This window comes from Geothrix paludis (assembly GCF_022808815.1).
In the GTDB taxonomy this organism is placed as follows: domain Bacteria; phylum Acidobacteriota; class Holophagae; order Holophagales; family Holophagaceae; genus Geothrix; species Geothrix paludis.
Genome location: NZ_JAKZLC010000001.1, coordinates 1,206,815 through 1,223,792 on the forward strand (window position 1 = coordinate 1,206,815; position 16,978 = coordinate 1,223,792).

A 16,978-nucleotide genomic window follows, 5' to 3' on the forward strand; every position below is an offset into this window, starting at 1 on the left:
TGAGCTAGTCACCACGACGATCCGCTCACATCCACCCCCGGGCCGCACACCGACCCGGGGGTTTTTCTTTATGGGCAGCTATCCATGACCCGCAGCACCCACTCCCTCGCCAGCACCGCCCAGCGGGCCAGCCTTGGCACGGCCAAGAGGATCGTCATCAAGCTCGGCACGCAGGTCGTGCTGGATGAGGAGGGAAGGCCTGCGCTCAGCCGGCTGTACGGATTGATGGAGACCGTGGCCAGTCTCCGCCGCCGGGGCGGCCAGCCCGTACTGGTCTCCTCCGGCGCCATCGGGCTGGGAGCCCGCCAGCTCGGCATCCACAAGCCGAAGGAATTGCCCCAGAAGCAGGCCTGCGCGGCCGCGGGGCAGGGCCAGCTCATGTCCATCTACCAGGAGGGCTTCGCCCGCATGGGGCTCTGCGCCGCCCAGGTGCTGCTGACGGAGGATGACTTCGCGGATCCCCTCCGCCACGCCAACCTCCGGCGCACCCTGGACACCCTGCTGGAGCTGGGGGCCATCCCCGTGCTCAACGAGAACGACACGGTCTCCACCCTGGAGCTGGAGCGGCCGTCCCCTGGTCGCCGGCCCATCTTCAGCGACAACGACCACCTCTCCGCTCTGGTGGCCACGCACCTGGACGCCGATCTCCTGGTGCTCCTCTCGGACGTGAGCGCCCTCCACACCCGCAACCCGGGCCTGCACGCCGACGCCGAGCCCCTGGCGGAGGTCTCCTTCGGAGCCGATCCTCAGGCCAGGTTCGAGGGCACCTCGGGCCGCGGGCGGGGGGGCATGGTCAGCAAAGTGGAGGCCGCGCGGGCCGCGGCACGGGCCGGGGTGCCCGTGGTGCTGGCCTCAGGCCTCGCCATCGGCATCCTCGACCAGATCCTCGCGGGCGACCCCGTGGGCACCCTCTTCCTCGCCGGCCCTAGAGGAGCCCGGCCATGACCGACGCGAGCCTCAGCCCCCTCCAGATCCAGGCCATGGCCCAGGCGGCCCGGGAGGCCTCCCGGCGCCTGGCCACCACGTCCGGCGCGCTCCGCTCGGCGGTGCTGCGGCGGCTGGCGGGCCTGCTGGAAGCCCAGGCGCCCGCCCTCCTCGCGGCCAATGCGGAAGATGTGGCCGCCGGAGGTGCCCTGCCCCCCGCCACCCTCCAGCGGCTCAAGCTGGACGACGCCAAGCTGGCGGCCATGGCCCAGGGCGTCGGGGCCGTGGCGGACCTGCCGGATCCCCTCCACCGGGTGCAGCTTCACCGCGAGCTGGACGAGGGCCTGGAGCTCACCCGCGTGGCCTGCCCCCTGGGCGTGCTCTGCGTGGTGTTCGAGGCGCGCCCGGATGCGCTGATCCAGATCAGCGCCCTGGCCCTCAAGAGCGGCAACGCCGTGCTGCTCAAGGGCGGCCGCGAGGCCGCGCGCTCCAATGCCGCGCTGCTGGCCGCGGTGCGGCAGGCGCTGGCGGAAGAGGGGCTGCCGGAGGACGCGGTCCAGGGCCTGCCGGATCGCGAGGCCGTGGCGGCCCTGCTGCAGCGGCCGGACCTGGTGGACCTCGTGATCCCCCGGGGCTCCCGGGAGCTGGTGCTGAGCCTCCAGGCCGCCACCCGCATCCCTGTGCTGGGCCACGCGGACGGCATCTGCCACATGTACCTCGACGCGGCCGCCGACACCGCCATGGCCGTGGCCCTGGTGCGCGACGCCAAGCTGCAGTACCCCGCCGCCTGCAACGCCGTGGAGACCGTCCTCATCCACCGCCGGGCCGCGGCCCGCCTGCTCCCGGCCCTGGTGGCGGACCTGGCGCCCCGCGGCGTGGAGCTGCGCGGCTGCGCCGCCTGCCGGGCGCTCGAGCCCGCCCTGGCGGAGGCCACGGACGCGGACTGGGACACCGAGTACGGCGCCCCCATCCTGGCCCTGAAGATCGTGGAGGATCTCGACGGGGCCCTGGCCCACATCCGCGCCCACGGCAGCGGCCACACGGAGGCGATCGTCACCGAGGATCACGCCGCCGCGTCGCGGTTCCTGGCGGAGGTGGACGCGGCGGGCGTGTTCCACAACGCCTCCACGCGCTTCGCCGACGGGTTCCGGTACGGCTTCGGCGCCGAGGTGGGCATCAGCACCGGGCGGATCCACGCCCGGGGCCCGGTGGGCCTGGAGGGCCTCCTCAGCTACCGCTACCTCCTGCTGGGCCACGGCCACAGGGTGGAGGACTACTCGGGGCCCGCCGCCCGGCCCTTCCGACACCGCGATCTGGGCGGCGATCTGGGCAATGATCCGGGCGGCGATCCAGACAGTGGGGTATAAACATCAATTATTGATACATAAGACTCTATAACTTTGAACCCGAGGCTCGAGGTGTTAGCCTTGTCCCACGTTCGTCGCTCCTGGATCGCCGCAGGGGCGACTTTTTCGTATCGGGAGGATCCATGGCTGCCCTGCTCTCCCCTGAAACGCCCGCCTTCGCCGTGCCTGAGGCCAACCTTGTCCCGGTGAGCGATCACCTGAAACAGCTGGCGCCCATCCCGGCCTCCCGCATGTTCCTCATCAACAAGTCGCTGAAAGTCTTCAAGGAGAAGCAGCCGGGCGTGCCCGTCTTCGACGCCAGCCAGGGCGACGGCGGCGCCTCGCTGCCCGGCGTGCCTGCGGAGCTGCTGGACCGCGCCTTCGAGATGCAGAAGCAGCACGGCACCGCCTACGACATGCCCTACGGCACCGACGCCTACCGGAAGATCGTGGCCGAAAAGTACTGGAAGCTGGCCCCCGACACGGGCTGGGGCCCGGCCAACATCATCGGCACCCAGGGCGGCCGCGACGGCCTCCAGAAGGCCTACCAGGCCATGCTGGCGCTGGGCCACGGCCGCCAGGGCGATGTGGTGGTGGTGAGCCGCGTGCCCTGGATCAGCTACAACTGGGGCCCCTACGGCATCGGCGCCAACGTGATGTGGGCGCCCGGCCGAGCTGAGGAGGGCTGGGCCTACTCCGAAGAAGGCATCCGCGCCTGCGTGGCCGAGGCCGCACGGCACGGCCGCAAGATCGCGGGCCTCGTCATCACCTGCCCCGACAACCCCACGGGCCAGACCATCCCCCTCGAGCGCCAGATCGTCCTGGCCCGCACGGCGCTGGAGGTGGGCGTCGCCTTCGTACTCTTCGACTGGATGTACCACGCCGTGAGCGATGGCGATCCCTACGACGTGAACGTGCTGCTGCGCGCCTTCGAGCCCGAGCTGCGCAAGCGCCTGATGGTGCTGGACGGCCTCACCAAGAGCCTCGGCGGTTCCAACATCCGCAACTGCCACCTGCTGGCCGATGCGGACGTGGTCAAGACCATCGTGGCCCAGGCCTCGCACACGGTCATGCCCTCCTTCTTCAGCCTGGCCGTGGCCATGGCCGCCTACGAGAAGGGCTTCCAGAAGGCCGCCGCGCCCATCATCGAGCCCACCCGCGCCAGCCGCGCCTGGCTGCGCGAGTTCCTCAAGACCCAGGGCCTCACCCACATCATCGGCCAGGGCTACTACGCCTTCATCAAGGTGTCGGACACCTTCCAGGCCAAGGGTTGGACCGACTCCGAGCCCATGGGCCAGTACCTCGCCGAGGAGCATGGCGTGGCCGTGGTGCCCGGCGCCTTCTTCAGCCCCTACGGCGCCGAGTGGATCCGCTTCTCCTACGCCACCCCGCCCGAGCGCACCCAGGGCGCCGCCGAGCGGCTGCTCACGGCGCTGAAAAGCCTGAGTTCTTGATCAAAGATTTTTATCCACAGATTTCACAGATTCTCACAGACCAACACCCGTGACTGTGAGCACCGCCGCCTCATCAAGCGCTTTATCGAATCTGTGAAATCCGTGGAATCTGTGGATTGATTCCTTCCGTTCCGGAGCACCCGTGTTCGACCTGAACGCCTTCGTCGAGAAGTTCAAGCTGGCGCGCCAGACGGCCCAGGAGACGCGGCCCGGCGGCGGTCTCTGCGGGCTGGAGCTGGAGTGGAACCTGGTGGATCCGCAGTTCCGCCCCCTGCTCACCGTGGGCACGGGACCGGACCGCATGTCCTTCGTGGACCACCTGCGGACGAAAGTACTGGCGCCCTGGACCGGGGAGTACCACCAGCTCGAGGTCTTCCACTGGATGATCGAGTGGGTCACCCGGCCCTACCACACGCCCCGGGGCGCGGTGTACGAAGGCCGCCTGCTGGAGGCCGCCCTCATCAACGCCCTCTACAAGGCGGGCCGCGCCTTCGGGGAGCCCCTGCACTACTGGCACGGGAACCTGCTCGTGCTGCCGGAGATCGGGCCCGACTGCGTGCCCGAGTCCTGGCACCTGGCCAAGCGGCGGTACCTGCAGCGCTGCGTGGAGATGTACGGCACCGAGCTGGCCACCGCGGGCACGCACTGCAACCTCAGCCTGCCCGAGCCCATGCTGGCCTGGGACTTCATGCACCTGCCCGCCTCCCAGCGCGGCGACCACCACCTCGACGACTACAAGAACCAGGTCTACATCACGGGCACGCGGCTCATGCGGGCCTTCGCCGGGCTCTTCATCGCCACCAGCGCCAGCACGCCCCTCCAGGCCTCCGAAGAGGGCGGCAAGCCCGTGGTCCGCCTTACGCCCTACGAGTCCGTGCGGAACCTCACCTTCCCGAACCCGCCCGCCCTGGACGTGCCGGACCTGAACCGCAGCCACGCCGACTACCTGCGCCTGTCCTACGACCTAGTGCGCCGCGGTGTGCGCTTCGGCAACAACAACTGGATTCCCGTGCGCGCCCGCTCCCAGGCCGAGCCCGTGGAGCGCCTCATCCAGGTCACCAGCGACCAGCTCCATGACATCTACGCCCGGGGCCTCTTCGCCGCCGGCGAGACGCGCAATGTGGAGGACATGGCCGCGCAGATCGAGCGCCAGAACCTCTTCGCCCGCATCGACCTGCCCATGGCCCGCGTGGAGGTCCGCACGGACGACCCCGGCCACGAACTGGCCCTGGACGTGGCGAACCTCACCCTCAAGCACCTGCTCCTCCTCCGCTTCTACGCCGATCCCGACTTCGCCCGCGGCTTCCGCTATGACGCCGAGGACATCACCCGGGCCCGGCGCAACGAGGACCTGGCCGCCAAGGAAGGCCTCAACGCCGTCATCGAGGACCCCCTCACCGCCAAGCCCGTGGCCATGCGCGTGTTCCTGGCCTGGACGCTCAACCAGCTGCGGCCCCTGGCCGAGGCCCTGGGCTTCTGGGAGGACCTCCAGCCGCTCCGCGAGATGGCGGAGGGCGCGCCCAGCACCGCCGAGAAGATGCGCCAGAAGCTGAAGGCCAAGCTCGGCACCTCGGACATCGTGCCGCCGGCCCTGCTCGTGGAGCTGGCCGAGGCGCGGAAGGTCCAGGTACGGGACGAGGTGGAGGCCATCACCGCCCGCCTGGCGGACCTCGGGCCGGAGCAGGACAAGCTCAAGGACTTCGTGGAGCACGCCCGGGACGAGGTGCATCTGGATCCCCGCGCCCCAGTGCGCTTCCGCCCCCGTCCCGAGGCCGTGGTGGAGGGGACCTTCGCGAGCAAGACCGCGGAGGTGCTGGCCGTGTCCCAGCGCCTCATCCGCATCCCCAGCGTCACCGCCTGCCCCGAGGAGCGCATGCCCGAGATCCACCGGGCGGCCACCTTCATCTACGACTACTTGCGCAACCACGGCGTGCCCGTGCGCTACTTCAACCAGGCCACCTTCCCGGCCGTGCTCGCCCACTTCCCCGGCGGCGAGCAGGCCCCGGCCATGCTGTGCGGCCACTTCGACGTGGTGGAGCCCGAGCCCGACGACAGTCAGTTCGAGCCGAAGATCGAAGGCGACTACCTCTGGGGCCGCGGCGCCGCGGACATGAAGACCGTGCTCTCCACCTACATGGTGTGGATGAAGGACACCTTCAAGAAGGGCGCGCCCTATCCGCCCGTGAGCCTGCTCATGCTCGGCAACGAGGAGAACGGCGAGCTGGAGCCCATGGGCACGCCCCACGTGCTGCGGCAGCTCAAGGAGGAGTGGGGCTACGAGCCCTCCTTCTTCGTGGCCGGCGAGCGCACCGGCGAGAAGGGCACGGAGCTCTGGGGCGAGGTCTGCACCCAGAACCGCGGCGTCCTGCGCTTCGAGCTGGTGGCCCGGGGCACCCGCGGCCACAGCGGGCTGGCGGGGGGCAGCGACCTCACCGAGCGCCTCCTGGGCGCCCGCGAGGCCCTGCGCGAGATGTTCGCCAAGCGCCTCACCCTGAAGGCCGCGGATGGCTGGCAGTCCCTGGCCCGCTTCGCCTACATCCAGGTGGGCACGCCTGGCGTCTACAACATCACGCCGGATCGCGGCGCCCTGGGCGTGGAGATCCGCCCCATCCCGCAGGACGACATCTCCGGTCTGCGCGCCGACATCGAGGCCCTGGCCGCGGCGCGGGAGCTGGAGCTGGTGCCCTCCGCCTGGGAGCCGGGCATCGCCTGCGATCCGGAGAACCCCTACCTCAAGGCCCTGCTGGCGGGCATCGAGGCCGCCGGCGGCGATGTCCGCATCGGCCGCAAGGGCGCCGGCACCTCCGCCCGCTTCGCCCCCAAGGGTCAGGGCGTGGTCTGGGGCCAGACCGGCATCGGCCCCCACGCCGCCGGCGAGCGCCACTACATCCCCAGCATCGACCCCTACTACCGGGCCCTGGACGCCTTCGCGGCCAAGCTGAAGGGCTGACCACGGCCAGACCAAGGCCCAATCAAGGCTGACCGCAGGTAGGTCCGGTGGTCGTGCCCAAAATCACTGTCAAAACAGTTTCCTGTCCCCACCATCGAAGATGGCCTTCGGAACGGGATCGTCCTGGTCCGCCGGAGGCCGGGAGATAACCTCGATGCGCCGCACTTCGGGCCGGACAACCTCCGCCCCCTTGAACACCATGCTCCAGCACCCGGCCGCCGCCCGCCTGGCGGCCCTCCGCGCCCAGGACGGCCTCGTCCACATCTGCGGCTGGTGCCGGAAGGTCCGGACCGACGAGGGCGAGTGGGTTCCGACGGAGCCAGCGCTCCTGGAGAGTGCCGGCCCCGCCCTCACCCACGGCGTCTGCCCCGAGTGCGCCAAGGCCATCGTGCAGAAGCGCCCCGCCGTCGCGTAGCGCCGGCCTGCATCACAAGCTGGAAAGCGGAGACAGGATTAACAGGATTAGAAGGATTAACAGGATTAAAAGCGCAAGAACTGTTCAGATGCTCGGTAGGCTTTCATCCAGTTCATCTGCTCTTTTATCCTGTTAATCCAGCTTTTCATCCTGTTAATCCTGTCCCCGCTCTTTCCTCAGAAGTCCAGGTTCTCGGTGATGCGGGTTCCGTTCTTGCTGAAGGTCTGGAGGAAGGTGGCGATGCGCGTCTCGGCCTCGGGCAGGCGCTCGACGCCCAGGTTCAGGTTGAGCAGGTCCACGTACCAGGGGGCCTTCACGGGGCTGTTGACGTAGGCCTGGACGATGGCCCGGGCCACGGGAAGGGTGGTGTCCTTGGAGTCGTCGTGGACGTCGCGGTTGCTGGCTTTGCGGAGCTTGGCGTACTCCTCGTCCACCAACCGGGCGAAGAGGGCCGGCGTCAGCGTGTCTCCGACGGCCGTGCCCGTGGCGGCATCGGCCTCCGTGAAGGCGGCGCCCTTGTGCAGCCACTCCCAGAGGATGGAGAGGCGGATCTCGCCCGTGGCCATGTCCTCCATCAGGTAGAGCACGTCGTCGTTGCCGAAGAAGTCTGCGGGCTTCAGCGCCGCGGCCTGGAAGCCACGCAGGAAGGCGTTGCCGTATTGGAGCGCCACGGAGAGCAGGTCGCGCGCCCCGGCGATGGTGCGAGGGGCCTTCTCCAGCATCATCAGGCCGGCGGCGTCCTCGGGGGCGTAGGTGAGGGCCGGGAAGGCGCGGCCCATCTGGTTCTCCTGACCCACCTTCTCCCACACAGGCCGCACGATGTGGACCATCTTCCAGTGGGCCACCCACTTGCCCGAGGCGCCCTCGCGCTGCTCGCGCTCGGCGCCGGCCACGGCGCGCTTCATGCTGGCGGTAACGCCGGCCTCGCTACCCACGGGGATGTTGGGCTCCATGCCGCCCTGCCAGAGGGCGAAGCGGCCGTTCCGGTCCGGCGTGTTCATGGCCCGGCGCACGCGGTCCTCGTAGGTCCGCATGTAGCCGTAGGTCATGGTGATCGAGCTGATGTCCGGATTCACGAAGGCCTTGTCCCAGGCCAGGGCGTCCGAGACGCTGTTGATGTAGTCCCAGCGGCCCGTGTTGAAGCCCACGAAGTGCGGCGCCAGCGCCGCGCGGATCTCCATGAGCTGGTAGCACTGCTCCAGCTGCTCCACCAGCACGTAGGCCTTGATGGTGCCCACCTCCAGGCCCAGGTGCTCCTCCAGGGCCACCAGCATGGCGTTGAAGAGGGCCGCGTCCTCGGCGGTCTGGGTCTTGGGGAGGTAAAGCACGAGGCTGCGGCCCACGGCGCGGAGGCGCGCGTGGTTGTTCACCACGTAGAGCACCATGTCGGCAATGGACGCGGAGAACCCATGGCCGTTCCGCCGGATGTGGCGGTCCTCCAGGTGCAGGCCCCGCACGCGGTAGATGACGGTGGTGAAGTCCAGCTGCTTCCGCCAGTCCTCGATGATCGGGTGGCCGAAGAACCCCTTCGCCCACTGGTTCATCTCGCGGCTGACCTCCTCGGCCACCTCCAGGAAGAGCGGGTCCCGGGCGATGGCCAGCTTGAGGTTCCGGTGGTTGTCCAGGGACATGGTGTCCACCTGGCCCAGGGCGTCCTCGCCGTCGAACATCCAGCCGTCGGCGCCGGAGAGCAGGGCGTAGGCCACGTTGCGGATGCCGGAGCGGGTGTCCGAGCGCGGCTTGGTGGCCGGGCCCGTGCCCTGGATCCACTGGCGCTGGAGGTCTGGCGGGATCACCGCGCCGTCGAAGTTGCCGACCCGGGCGTCGGCCACCGTGAACGGCTTGCCCGGGATCAGGGCCGCGGGATCCAGGAAGCCGATGCGCTCGCCGGCCTCGGCCCGCTGCTTGCGCCGGGCCAGCCGGGCGGCCATGCGCTCCCGGCGCTGGTCATCCAGGGGTGCCAGCGCTTCCATGGCGCGGATCGCCTCCGGCGTGTAGACATCCGGATAGGTGGACAGGACGGCGTCGCGGAATTCGAGGGTCATGGCGGGTCTCCCTTCGGAACATCGGCAGGACAGGTGCATCCATTCTTGCGGATCGGAGGTGCCTTCACCCCTCGAGTGCGTGTCAATCAAGTGCGCGTGTCAAACGCATGTCAATCACAAGGCATCCGGGTGTCAATCGGCGTTCATGGCCGCAGGGACATGCCCACCTTCACCAGGCGGCAGGCCCGGGCGGCGGCGGCCTCCACCAAGGCCGCGCCCTGCCCCATGCAGTCTTCGAGGCTCATGGGCTGGGGCACCGTGGTGGCCAGGGCATCGATGCCGTGGCCCAGCACGTCGTCCGCGCCATCGCCCAAGCCTCCGGCGATGCACACCACGGGCACGCCGTGGCGCTTGGCCACCGCTGCCACGCCCACGGGCGCCTTGCCCATGGCGGTCTGGAAGTCCGTGCGGCCTTCGCCGGTGATGACCAGGTCCGCACCCTGGGCCAGGGCCTCGAAGCCCGTGGTCTCCAGCACGATGGAGACGCCGGGTCGCAGGCTGGCCGGCGTGAAGAAGAGCAGGCCCGCCCCCAGGCCGCCGGCGGCGCCGGCCCCCGGAAGCAGGGCGATGTCGCGGCCCGTGGCGGCCTGGGCCACACCCGCGAAGACGCCGAGCGCGGCGTCCAGCTCCTGCACCATCTCCGGCGTGGCGCCCTTCTGGGGGCCGTAGACGGCGGAGGCCCCGCGTGGCCCGCAGAGGGGATTGTCCACGTCGCAGGCCACCAGGACGCTGGCCTGGGCCAGCCGCGGATCCAGGCCCGACAGGTCGATGCGGGCCAGCCGGGCCAGGGCGGTGCCGCCTTCGGGCAGGTGGCGGCCCTGCGCGTCCAGGAAGCGCACCCCCAGAGCCCGGGCCATGCCCGTGCCGCCGTCGTTGGTGGCGCTGCCGCCGATGCCGATGACGAGCTTGCGCAGGCCGGCATCGAGGGCTGCCTTCATCAGCTCGCCCGTCCCCACGGTGCTGGTGATGCGGGGATCGCGGCGCTCCTTCGGCACCAGGGGCAGGCCCGAGGCCGAGGCCATCTCGATGAAGGCGGTGCCGCCGTCGCCGGAGATGCCCCAGTGGGCCCGCACGGGCTCGCCCAGGGGACCGCGCACCTCTGTGTGCATCAGGCGCCCGCCCGTGGCGGCCACCAGGGCCTCCACCGTGCCCTCGCCGCCGTCGGCGATGGGAATCTTGACTACCTCCGCGGCGGGAAACACCGCATGGATGCCCCGCTCCATGGCCTCCGCCACGCCGAGGGCCGACACGCTGCCCTTGAAGGAATCCGGAGCCACGATGATGCGCATGGAATCATCCTTCCAAACATGACAAAGGAAAATATGGGACAGGATTAACAGGATGAAATGCTGGATTAACAGGATTCAGAAAGGAGCTGATTTTCAATCCTGTTCATCCTTCTTTCCAATCCTGTTAATCCTGTCCACCTCTTTTTTCAATTTCTTACGGAACGAGCCCCGGGGCCAGGAACGCGAAGGCGAAGACCATGAGGCCCAGCAGGATCACGTAGGGGATCGTGTACTTGATGGTCTGCCGCATGATCAGGCCTTCCTTGCCGGCCAGGCCCACGGCGGTGGCGGCGATGACGATGCTCTGGGGCGAGATCATCTTGCCCGCGGAGGCGCCCGCGCTGCCGGCGGAGGCCATGAGGATGTCCGAGAGGCCCATGCCCTGGGCCGTGAGCTTCTGCAGGTTGCCGAAGAGGGCGTTGGCCGACGTGTTGCTGCCCGTGAGGAACACGCCCAGGGTGCCGAAGAGCGGGCTCAGGAACGGATACACGTGCTTGCTCACCAGGGCCACGATGCCGTTGGCCATGGTGGCCACCATGGAGATCTGCTTGGTGGCGAGGTCGCCGACCACGGCCAGCTTGGTCTTGGGGTCGATGATGGGCAGGGCCAGGTTCATCACCTCGGCGATGGCGAGAATGCTGGCCACCGCGATGAAGGAAGGGATCATCTGCTTGAAGGTCTTCCCGAACTGCTCGCCCATCACGCCGTAGCTGATGCCCATGAAGGGGAAGGCGATGAGGCCGGCGATGAGCATGATGGTGCCGGGACTCTGGAGCCAGGTGAAGGCGTAGACCTTCCCGGGGTTGTAGATCTGGGCCTTGAAGACCACCCAGTTCCAGCCCGCGGCGGCGCCGCTGAAGAGGGGCTTGGTCTTGGGCAGGTTCACGGCGATGACGAGCACGGCCAGCAGCAGGTAGGGCAGCCAGGAGAGGAACAGCTCCTTGGGATGGAATTCCTTCGGCGCGTTGGCGGCCGCGGACTCGCCTTCGAAGAGCCAGGGCTGGCCCTTCTTCTGGAAGTTCAGGTAGACGGCCGTGGACACGAGGCAGGCCAGCGCCGCCAGCACGGAGGTGAGGTCCGCGCCGATGTAGTTGGACACCAGGAACTGCACGATGGAGAAGCTGAGGCCGGACACCAAGATGGCGCCCAGGGCACCCTTCATGCCCTTGGACTTGGACATGGCGTAGACGGTGGCGAAGGCCATGATCAGGGAGAGGGGCGCCATGAAGCGGCCCGTCATCTGGGAGAGGCGCATCACGTCGAGGCCCGTGGTCTTGGCCAGGGTGACGGTGGGGATGGCCAGCGACCCGAAGGGCACGGGGCCCGTGTTGGCCACGAGGCACACCAGCGCCGCCATCATGGGGTTGTAGCCCAGGCCGATGAGGATGCTGGCAGGGATGGCCACCGGGGCGCCGAAGCCGCAGATGCCCTCCAGGAAGGCGCTGAAGCCGAAGCCGATGAGCAGGGCCTGCGCGCGGCGGTCCACGGTGAGGTTCGCCATGGCGCCCTGCATCTTGTCCATCCAGCCCGTGGCCTTCAGCACGTTGTAGACCACCAGCGCGCCGAAGGGGATGTACATGATGGGGAAGATGCCCGTGAGCCCGCCCTGGAAGGCCGCCAGCACCGTTGTCTTCACCGGGAAGTGGAACACGGTGACGGCCGCCAGCACCGTCACCAGCAGCGCGATGGGCGCCACCTTGGCGGCGGGCTTCATCAGCAGCGGGATGCCGATGAGCAGAACGATGAGGGGCAGCGTGGCTGCGAGGATGCTCAAAAACATTGTCGACCTCCGAATCGGTTGCCAAACAGTATCGGGGGTCGGTCTGACCACCAAGCCAAAAAGGTTTTTGGACCACAAGGGCCGGAATCGGTCAGATTCCGGCCCTTGTATCTACATCTTCCAAAGTGGATTTTATCGGCACCAATCGCGGTGGTTAGACCACCAGACCTATTTCACTTTGACCGGATCCGCCGGCCGTTTCGGCAGGTGCATGGGGGTCTCCGCCATGCGCTTCAGCACCTCCTGCACCCCCCGCTCCAGCTGGCGGTCGTGGCCCGCCAGCATGGAGGCGGGATCGTTCTCCACCTCGATGTCAGGCGTCACGCCCTGGCCCTCGATGATCCACTCGCCCGTGGGGGCGTTGGTGCCGGACTGGGGCACGAAGACGCTGCCGCCGTCGATGAGGGGCGAGTTGCCGCCACCCACGACGCCGCCCCAGGTGCGCTTGCCGATGAGGGGGCCGAGCCCCGCGAAGCGGAAGTGGTAGGGGAAGATGTCGCCGTCGCTGGCGCTGGTCTCGCTCACGAGGGCCACCATGGGGCCGTGGAACACGGTGGACGGGTACGTGGTGGGATGCTCACCCGCATAGCCGAAGCGCGTGCCCAGCAGCTTCTTGCCCAGGCGCTCCAGGATCATCTGGCTGATGTTGCCGCCCCCGTTGGCGCGGACATCCACGATGAGCCCCTCCATGCGGATCTGCGGGTAGTACCACTTGACGAACTCGTACAGGCCGGGCCCGCCCATGTCGGGGATGTGCAGGTAGCCCACCTTGCCGCCGCTGAGCTTGTCCACGGTCTCCTTCGAGCGCAGCACGAAGTCCAGGTAGCGCAGGTTGGCGTCGCTCGGGATGGGCTGGTAGGTGACCTGCCGCGCACCCTCGAGGCCGGGCTTGGCGTTCAGCGTCAGCGTCACCGGGAAGGTCTTGTTCCGCAGCAGGCGGTAGGGGCTGTCGTCGGCCTTCAGCTCCACCCCGTCGATGGCCAGGATGTAGTCGCCCTCGCGGGCGTCCACGCCGGGTTCCGTGAGGGGGCTGCGGTACTTGGGCTCCTCATTGTGGCCCCGGTAGATGCGGGCCAGGCGGTAGCGGCCGGCGGCGGCGTCCAGCTCGAAGCGGGCGCCAGGCAGGCCCACCTTGGCGCGCTCGGGCAGGAACTGGTCGCCGCCCTCGGTGTAGGTGTGGCCGATGTTCAGCTCGGAGATGAGCTCCGTGAGCACGTAGGTGAGGTCCGAGCGGTGGGTCACGTGCTGGAGCCAGGGGCGGTACTGCTCGCGCAGGGCCTTCCAGTCGTAGCCGTGCATGTTCTTCACGTAGAAGAAGTCGCGGAAGCGCCGCCAGGTCTCGTCGTAGACCTCGCGCCACTCCTCGGCGGGGATGCGGTCCACGTAGAGGTCCTTGGTGGAGACCGCCTTCTTCTCCGTGGCCTTGGGCTTGGCGTCCATGAGCTGGTACGAGGCCGCGGGCCCCTGCCCGGCCCGGGCCAGGACCTTGCTTCCGTCCTGGCTCAGCACCCAACCCTGCACGCCCGCCAGCAGCTCGCTCTCCTGGCGCTTCTTCAGGTCGAAGATCCACAGGGCGCCGCCGCCGGGCCGGCGGCCATTGGCCTCGCCGTACACGAAGGGCTCCTGCTTGCTGTAGAGCAGGAAGCCCTTGATCGCCTCGAGGCCGCCCAGGTTGTCCGCGGGCACCGGCACGCGCACGCCGCGCTGCTCGAAGCCGTCGAAGTCGATGCGCACGGCGACGGGGGCCTTGGCGGCCTCGGGCTTCTTGCCGCCTTCCTCCTTCTTCTCGGGGCCAGCCTTCTCAGGGGAGGTCTTCTCAGGAGCGGTCTTCTCCGGCGCCGCCCCCACCTCGTCGCTTTCCGGCGGGAAGGGATGGGGCACCGCCTTCGTCAGGGCGTAGGCCACGATGTCGGTGTTGCGGTTGCCGGCGAAATCGAACTCCAGGTTGCTGATCTGAGGCGCGTAGTCCCGGCGGCTGAGGGTGTAGAGGTACTTGCCCTCGGGATCCCAGGCGGGATCAGCCACCGTGAACAGCTCACCCGTGAGGCGATGGAGCTGCTGGTCCGCCAGGCCCCAGGCGTGGAGGCTGCGCGTGCCGTTCAGGTTGGCCAGGGAGAAGGCCAGGAACTGGCCATCCGGGGACCAGGCCAGGTCCCCCACCCGTGCGAACTCATCCTTGGCGGCCTTGACCAGCTTGCGGTCCTGGACACCCAGCACGTAGACCACGCCGTCCTTGTCCGTGAAGGCCAGGTGCTTGCCGTCCGGCGCCCAGGTGAGCCCGTTGAGCTGGCCCACCAGGCCGCTGGTCAGCGCCTCGGGCTTCCCCTTGCCGTCCTGGGCCACGAGGTAGACCTGGTCCTCACCGCTCAGATCGGAGATGAAGGCGATGGTCTTGCCGTCCGGCGACCAGCGGGCCAGGCGGTCATGGGCGCCGGAGCTGTTCGTGAGGTTGCGCACGGGGCCCTTCTCGATAGGCACGGTGAACACGTCGCCCCGGGCCACGAAGAGGGCCCGCTCGCCCTTGGGCGAGAGCGCGAAGCCCTCGATGTTCTTCTCGACGCTGATGCGCGCAGGCCGCGAGGCGCCGCCGTCCGTGGGCACGGTGATGGAGAGGCCATGGTCGCGGCCGTCCTTCACGTTGAACACGTGCAGCTCGCCGTTGAGCTCGTAGACGATGCGGGACTGGCGGTCGCTGGAGGGCCAGCGCACGTCCCACGTCTTCTGGAAGGTGAGCTGCTTCACGGCGTCCGTGGCCGGATCCACCGAGAACAGGTTGAGGGTGCCGTCACGATCCGAGGCGAAGTACACCTGGTCGCCGATCCACATGGGATCCCGCTCCGTACGGGGGCTGGCGGCGATCTTCTTCTGCTGCTTCGTGGCGAAGTCGAAGACGTAGAGGTCCTGGGCCCAGCCGCCCTGGTAGCGCTTCCAGTGGCGGAAGTCGCGGAACATGGGCGCGTAGGCCAGGCGCTTGCCGTCCGGCGAGTAGGCGCCCGGCCCGGCCGTGGGCATGGGCAGCCGGGTGGGCAGGCCGCCCTTGAGGCTCACGGTGTAGAGGGCCGTGCGGCTCAGCACGCCATCGGCGTCGCTGCCGGCGCGGAACAGCACACTGGAGCCGTCCGGCGTCCAGCCCACCACCTGATGGTCGTAGCCGCCCCGGGGCGGCAGCGGGCCTGCTGCCGGGTCGAAGGTGAGCTGGCGGGGGATGCCGCCTTCGCTGGGCATGACGTAGACCTGCTCGTCGCCGTCGTACTGGCCCGTGAAGGCGATCCACTTCCCGTCGGGGCTGAACTTTGCGAACAGCTCCAGGCCCGGATGGGCCGTCAGCCGCGTGGCCGTGCCGCCCGTGGCCGGAGCGCTCCAGAGGTCGCCGCCGTGGGTGAACACCACCTTGTCCCCGTGGATATCCGGGAAGCGCAGCAGCTTCGTCTGGGCCTGCGCCACGCCGCAGAACGCGAGCGTCAGGGCCAGCCGGGAAAGGAGGAAGGGTCGTCCGGGCATCGGTTCACCTCTGAAGGTTGGGGGACCCGAGCATTGTAAGACGAGGTAATCGGCCGTGGCGGAATCCTTCGAAAAAAGAACGCCCCAGCGAGGCTCCACCGCAAGCGCGGGTGGTTCCTCCAGACTCCTGCTGGACACGGAAGGCACGGAATTCCACGGAAGACACGGAAGACGGAAGGGGCCGTGGCCCCCGTCGCACGGCCCCGCTTTTTTCCCGTGCTTTCCGGCTTGTTTCCGTGGCTTCCGTGTCCAGCAATCTACTCTTTGCCCTCTACCGAATCCTGCCCCTCAGGGCCCGACCAGCTGCAGCTCGGCGGCGAACTGGCCGGCGGCGCCGGTAGTCTGCACTTCCAGGCGCACGGGGGAATAGCTGAAGTCGAAGAAGGCCAAGCCGGCGTAGGTCCGGGCCGGCTGGCCGGTGGGCGTGTAGGTCACGTTCACGCGGAAGGCGTTCTTGGCAGGATCCACGGCCGTCAGCGTGCCACTCAGGGTTCCGAAGGCATCGGACCCGCTCAGGGTCCCGGTGGAGGTGAGCCGCCCGCTGATGGGATAGCCCGAGCTGGTCATGGTGGAGGCATAGGTTCCCGCCACGTTCGCCAGGACCACCGGCGAGGCGTACTTGGCCCCGGCGTTGTACGAGAAGGCGAAGGTCCCGCTGTCGTAGGCGCTCGTGTAGGTGCCGGAGAGGGCGCTGGCGGTCCCGGTTCCGCTGAGGGAGAAGGCCGTGGAGGTGGTGTTGCCCGGGAAGACGTACCCCGTGGGGGCGTACATCGTGCCGGAGCCCGTGGCGCTGCTGCCGGTGGCGGACAGCGTGCCCACCGCCTGGATGCCGTTGGAGGCCACGTAGCGCATTTCGCCGGACGCGAGCAGGAGGGCCGTGGCGGACACGCTCCCGCCGGTGTTGGACACGAGGGTGCCGTTCCAGGGGCCCTCGAAGGCGCCCGCGGAAGCAGGCGGCGGAGGCGGCGTGGAGGTCCCTCCACCCCCGCCCCCACAGGCGAGGAGGACCAGAAGGCTGGTGGCCAGTAGGAGAGAAGACGTCATGTGCATGGGGGCTCCGCCTTGCTGGAAGGAATGATGACCTGAAGATCAGGCATGATCACCCTACACTGCCGCGATGGACAGCTCGTGTCCAGAGATGGCCCGACCCGACATCCGAGCCACGAGCACAGCAACCGGCAGAACTGCCAAAGATCTTTTTTAGCCACCGATTTCGCCGACGGCGCTGATTGGGTATCGGAGGCTTCCCGCATGGGCCGGCCGACGGCCGCTTC

10 protein-coding genes are annotated in these 16,978 nt (G+C 68.7%); 5 read left to right on the forward strand and 5 right to left on the reverse strand.

What is annotated here, in order from left to right; all coding sequences use genetic code 11:
- Positions 1-84: 84 nt before the first annotated feature.
- The 5 genes from proB (at position 85) to MLE64_RS05490 (ending at position 7,089) form a co-directional block, all read left to right on the forward strand.
- Positions 85-945 carry a glutamate 5-kinase gene (gene proB / locus MLE64_RS05470; RefSeq protein ID WP_243316770.1) on the forward strand — a complete coding sequence of 287 codons (861 nt, stop codon included), beginning with the start codon at positions 85-87 and terminating at the stop codon, positions 943-945.
- A complete protein-coding gene (locus MLE64_RS05475; protein WP_243316771.1) occupies positions 942-2,291 on the forward strand; it encodes a glutamate-5-semialdehyde dehydrogenase in 1,350 nt (449 codons plus the stop codon). The genes proB and MLE64_RS05475 overlap by 4 nt, the downstream gene beginning before the upstream one ends.
- Positions 2,292-2,413: 122 nt before the next feature.
- The gene (locus MLE64_RS05480) at positions 2,414-3,724 is read left to right on the forward strand and encodes an aminotransferase class I/II-fold pyridoxal phosphate-dependent enzyme (protein ID WP_243316772.1); all 1,311 of its coding nucleotides are present in this window, start codon (positions 2,414-2,416) and stop codon (positions 3,722-3,724) included.
- Positions 3,725-3,866: 142 nt separating this feature from the next.
- Entirely contained in the window at positions 3,867-6,674 is a 2,808-nt protein-coding gene (locus MLE64_RS05485) for a M20/M25/M40 family metallo-hydrolase (protein ID WP_243316773.1), read from the forward strand.
- Between the two features lie 154 nt (positions 6,675-6,828).
- Positions 6,829-7,089, forward strand: a complete 261-nt coding sequence (locus MLE64_RS05490) for a hypothetical protein (protein WP_243316774.1) — start codon at positions 6,829-6,831, stop codon at positions 7,087-7,089.
- A gap of 176 nt (positions 7,090-7,265) precedes the next feature.
- On the opposite strand, the gene MLE64_RS05495 is transcribed toward MLE64_RS05490, so the two are convergent.
- The 5 genes from MLE64_RS05495 to MLE64_RS05515 all read right to left on the reverse strand — a co-directional run bounded on the left by MLE64_RS05495 (position 7,266) and on the right by MLE64_RS05515 (position 16,748).
- The gene (locus MLE64_RS05495) at positions 7,266-9,134 is read right to left on the reverse strand and encodes an aldolase/citrate lyase/malate synthase family protein (protein WP_243316775.1); all 1,869 of its coding nucleotides are present in this window, start codon (positions 9,132-9,134) and stop codon (positions 7,266-7,268) included.
- Positions 9,135-9,277: 143 nt separating this feature from the next.
- Positions 9,278-10,423, reverse strand: a complete 1,146-nt coding sequence (locus MLE64_RS05500) for a glycerate kinase (RefSeq protein ID WP_243316776.1) — start codon at positions 10,421-10,423, stop codon at positions 9,278-9,280.
- 154 nt (positions 10,424-10,577) lie between these two features.
- On the reverse strand, positions 10,578-12,197 hold the full coding sequence (locus MLE64_RS05505) for an L-lactate permease (RefSeq protein WP_243316777.1): 1,620 nt from the start codon (positions 12,195-12,197) through the stop codon (positions 10,578-10,580).
- Positions 12,198-12,371: 174 nt separating this feature from the next.
- Positions 12,372-15,704 carry a S41 family peptidase gene (locus MLE64_RS05510; protein WP_243316778.1) on the reverse strand — a complete coding sequence of 1,111 codons (3,333 nt, stop codon included), beginning with the start codon at positions 15,702-15,704 and terminating at the stop codon, positions 12,372-12,374.
- A gap of 288 nt (positions 15,705-15,992) precedes the next feature.
- A complete protein-coding gene (locus tag MLE64_RS05515) occupies positions 15,993-16,748 on the reverse strand; it encodes a hypothetical protein (RefSeq protein ID WP_243316779.1) in 756 nt (251 codons plus the stop codon).
- Positions 16,749-16,978 lie beyond the last annotated feature (230 nt).

What these genes read in the sequence shown, in the direction of transcription:
- MLE64_RS05500 (WP_243316776.1), bottom strand. Translation starts at nt 10,423, where the DNA reads ATGCGCATCATCGTGGCTCCGGATTCCTTCAAGGGCAGCGTGTCGGCC.
- MLE64_RS05475 (WP_243316771.1), top strand. Translation starts at nt 942, where the DNA reads ATGACCGACGCGAGCCTCAGCCCCCTCCAGATCCAGGCCATGGCCCAG.
- MLE64_RS05515 (WP_243316779.1), bottom strand. Translation starts at nt 16,748, where the DNA reads ATGACGTCTTCTCTCCTACTGGCCACCAGCCTTCTGGTCCTCCTCGCC.
- proB (WP_243316770.1), top strand. Translation starts at nt 85, where the DNA reads ATGACCCGCAGCACCCACTCCCTCGCCAGCACCGCCCAGCGGGCCAGC.
- MLE64_RS05480 (WP_243316772.1), top strand. Translation starts at nt 2,414, where the DNA reads ATGGCTGCCCTGCTCTCCCCTGAAACGCCCGCCTTCGCCGTGCCTGAG.
- MLE64_RS05490 (WP_243316774.1), top strand. Translation starts at nt 6,829, where the DNA reads ATGCGCCGCACTTCGGGCCGGACAACCTCCGCCCCCTTGAACACCATG.
- MLE64_RS05510 (WP_243316778.1), bottom strand. Translation starts at nt 15,704, where the DNA reads ATGCCCGGACGACCCTTCCTCCTTTCCCGGCTGGCCCTGACGCTCGCG.
- MLE64_RS05495 (WP_243316775.1), bottom strand. Translation starts at nt 9,134, where the DNA reads ATGACCCTCGAATTCCGCGACGCCGTCCTGTCCACCTATCCGGATGTC.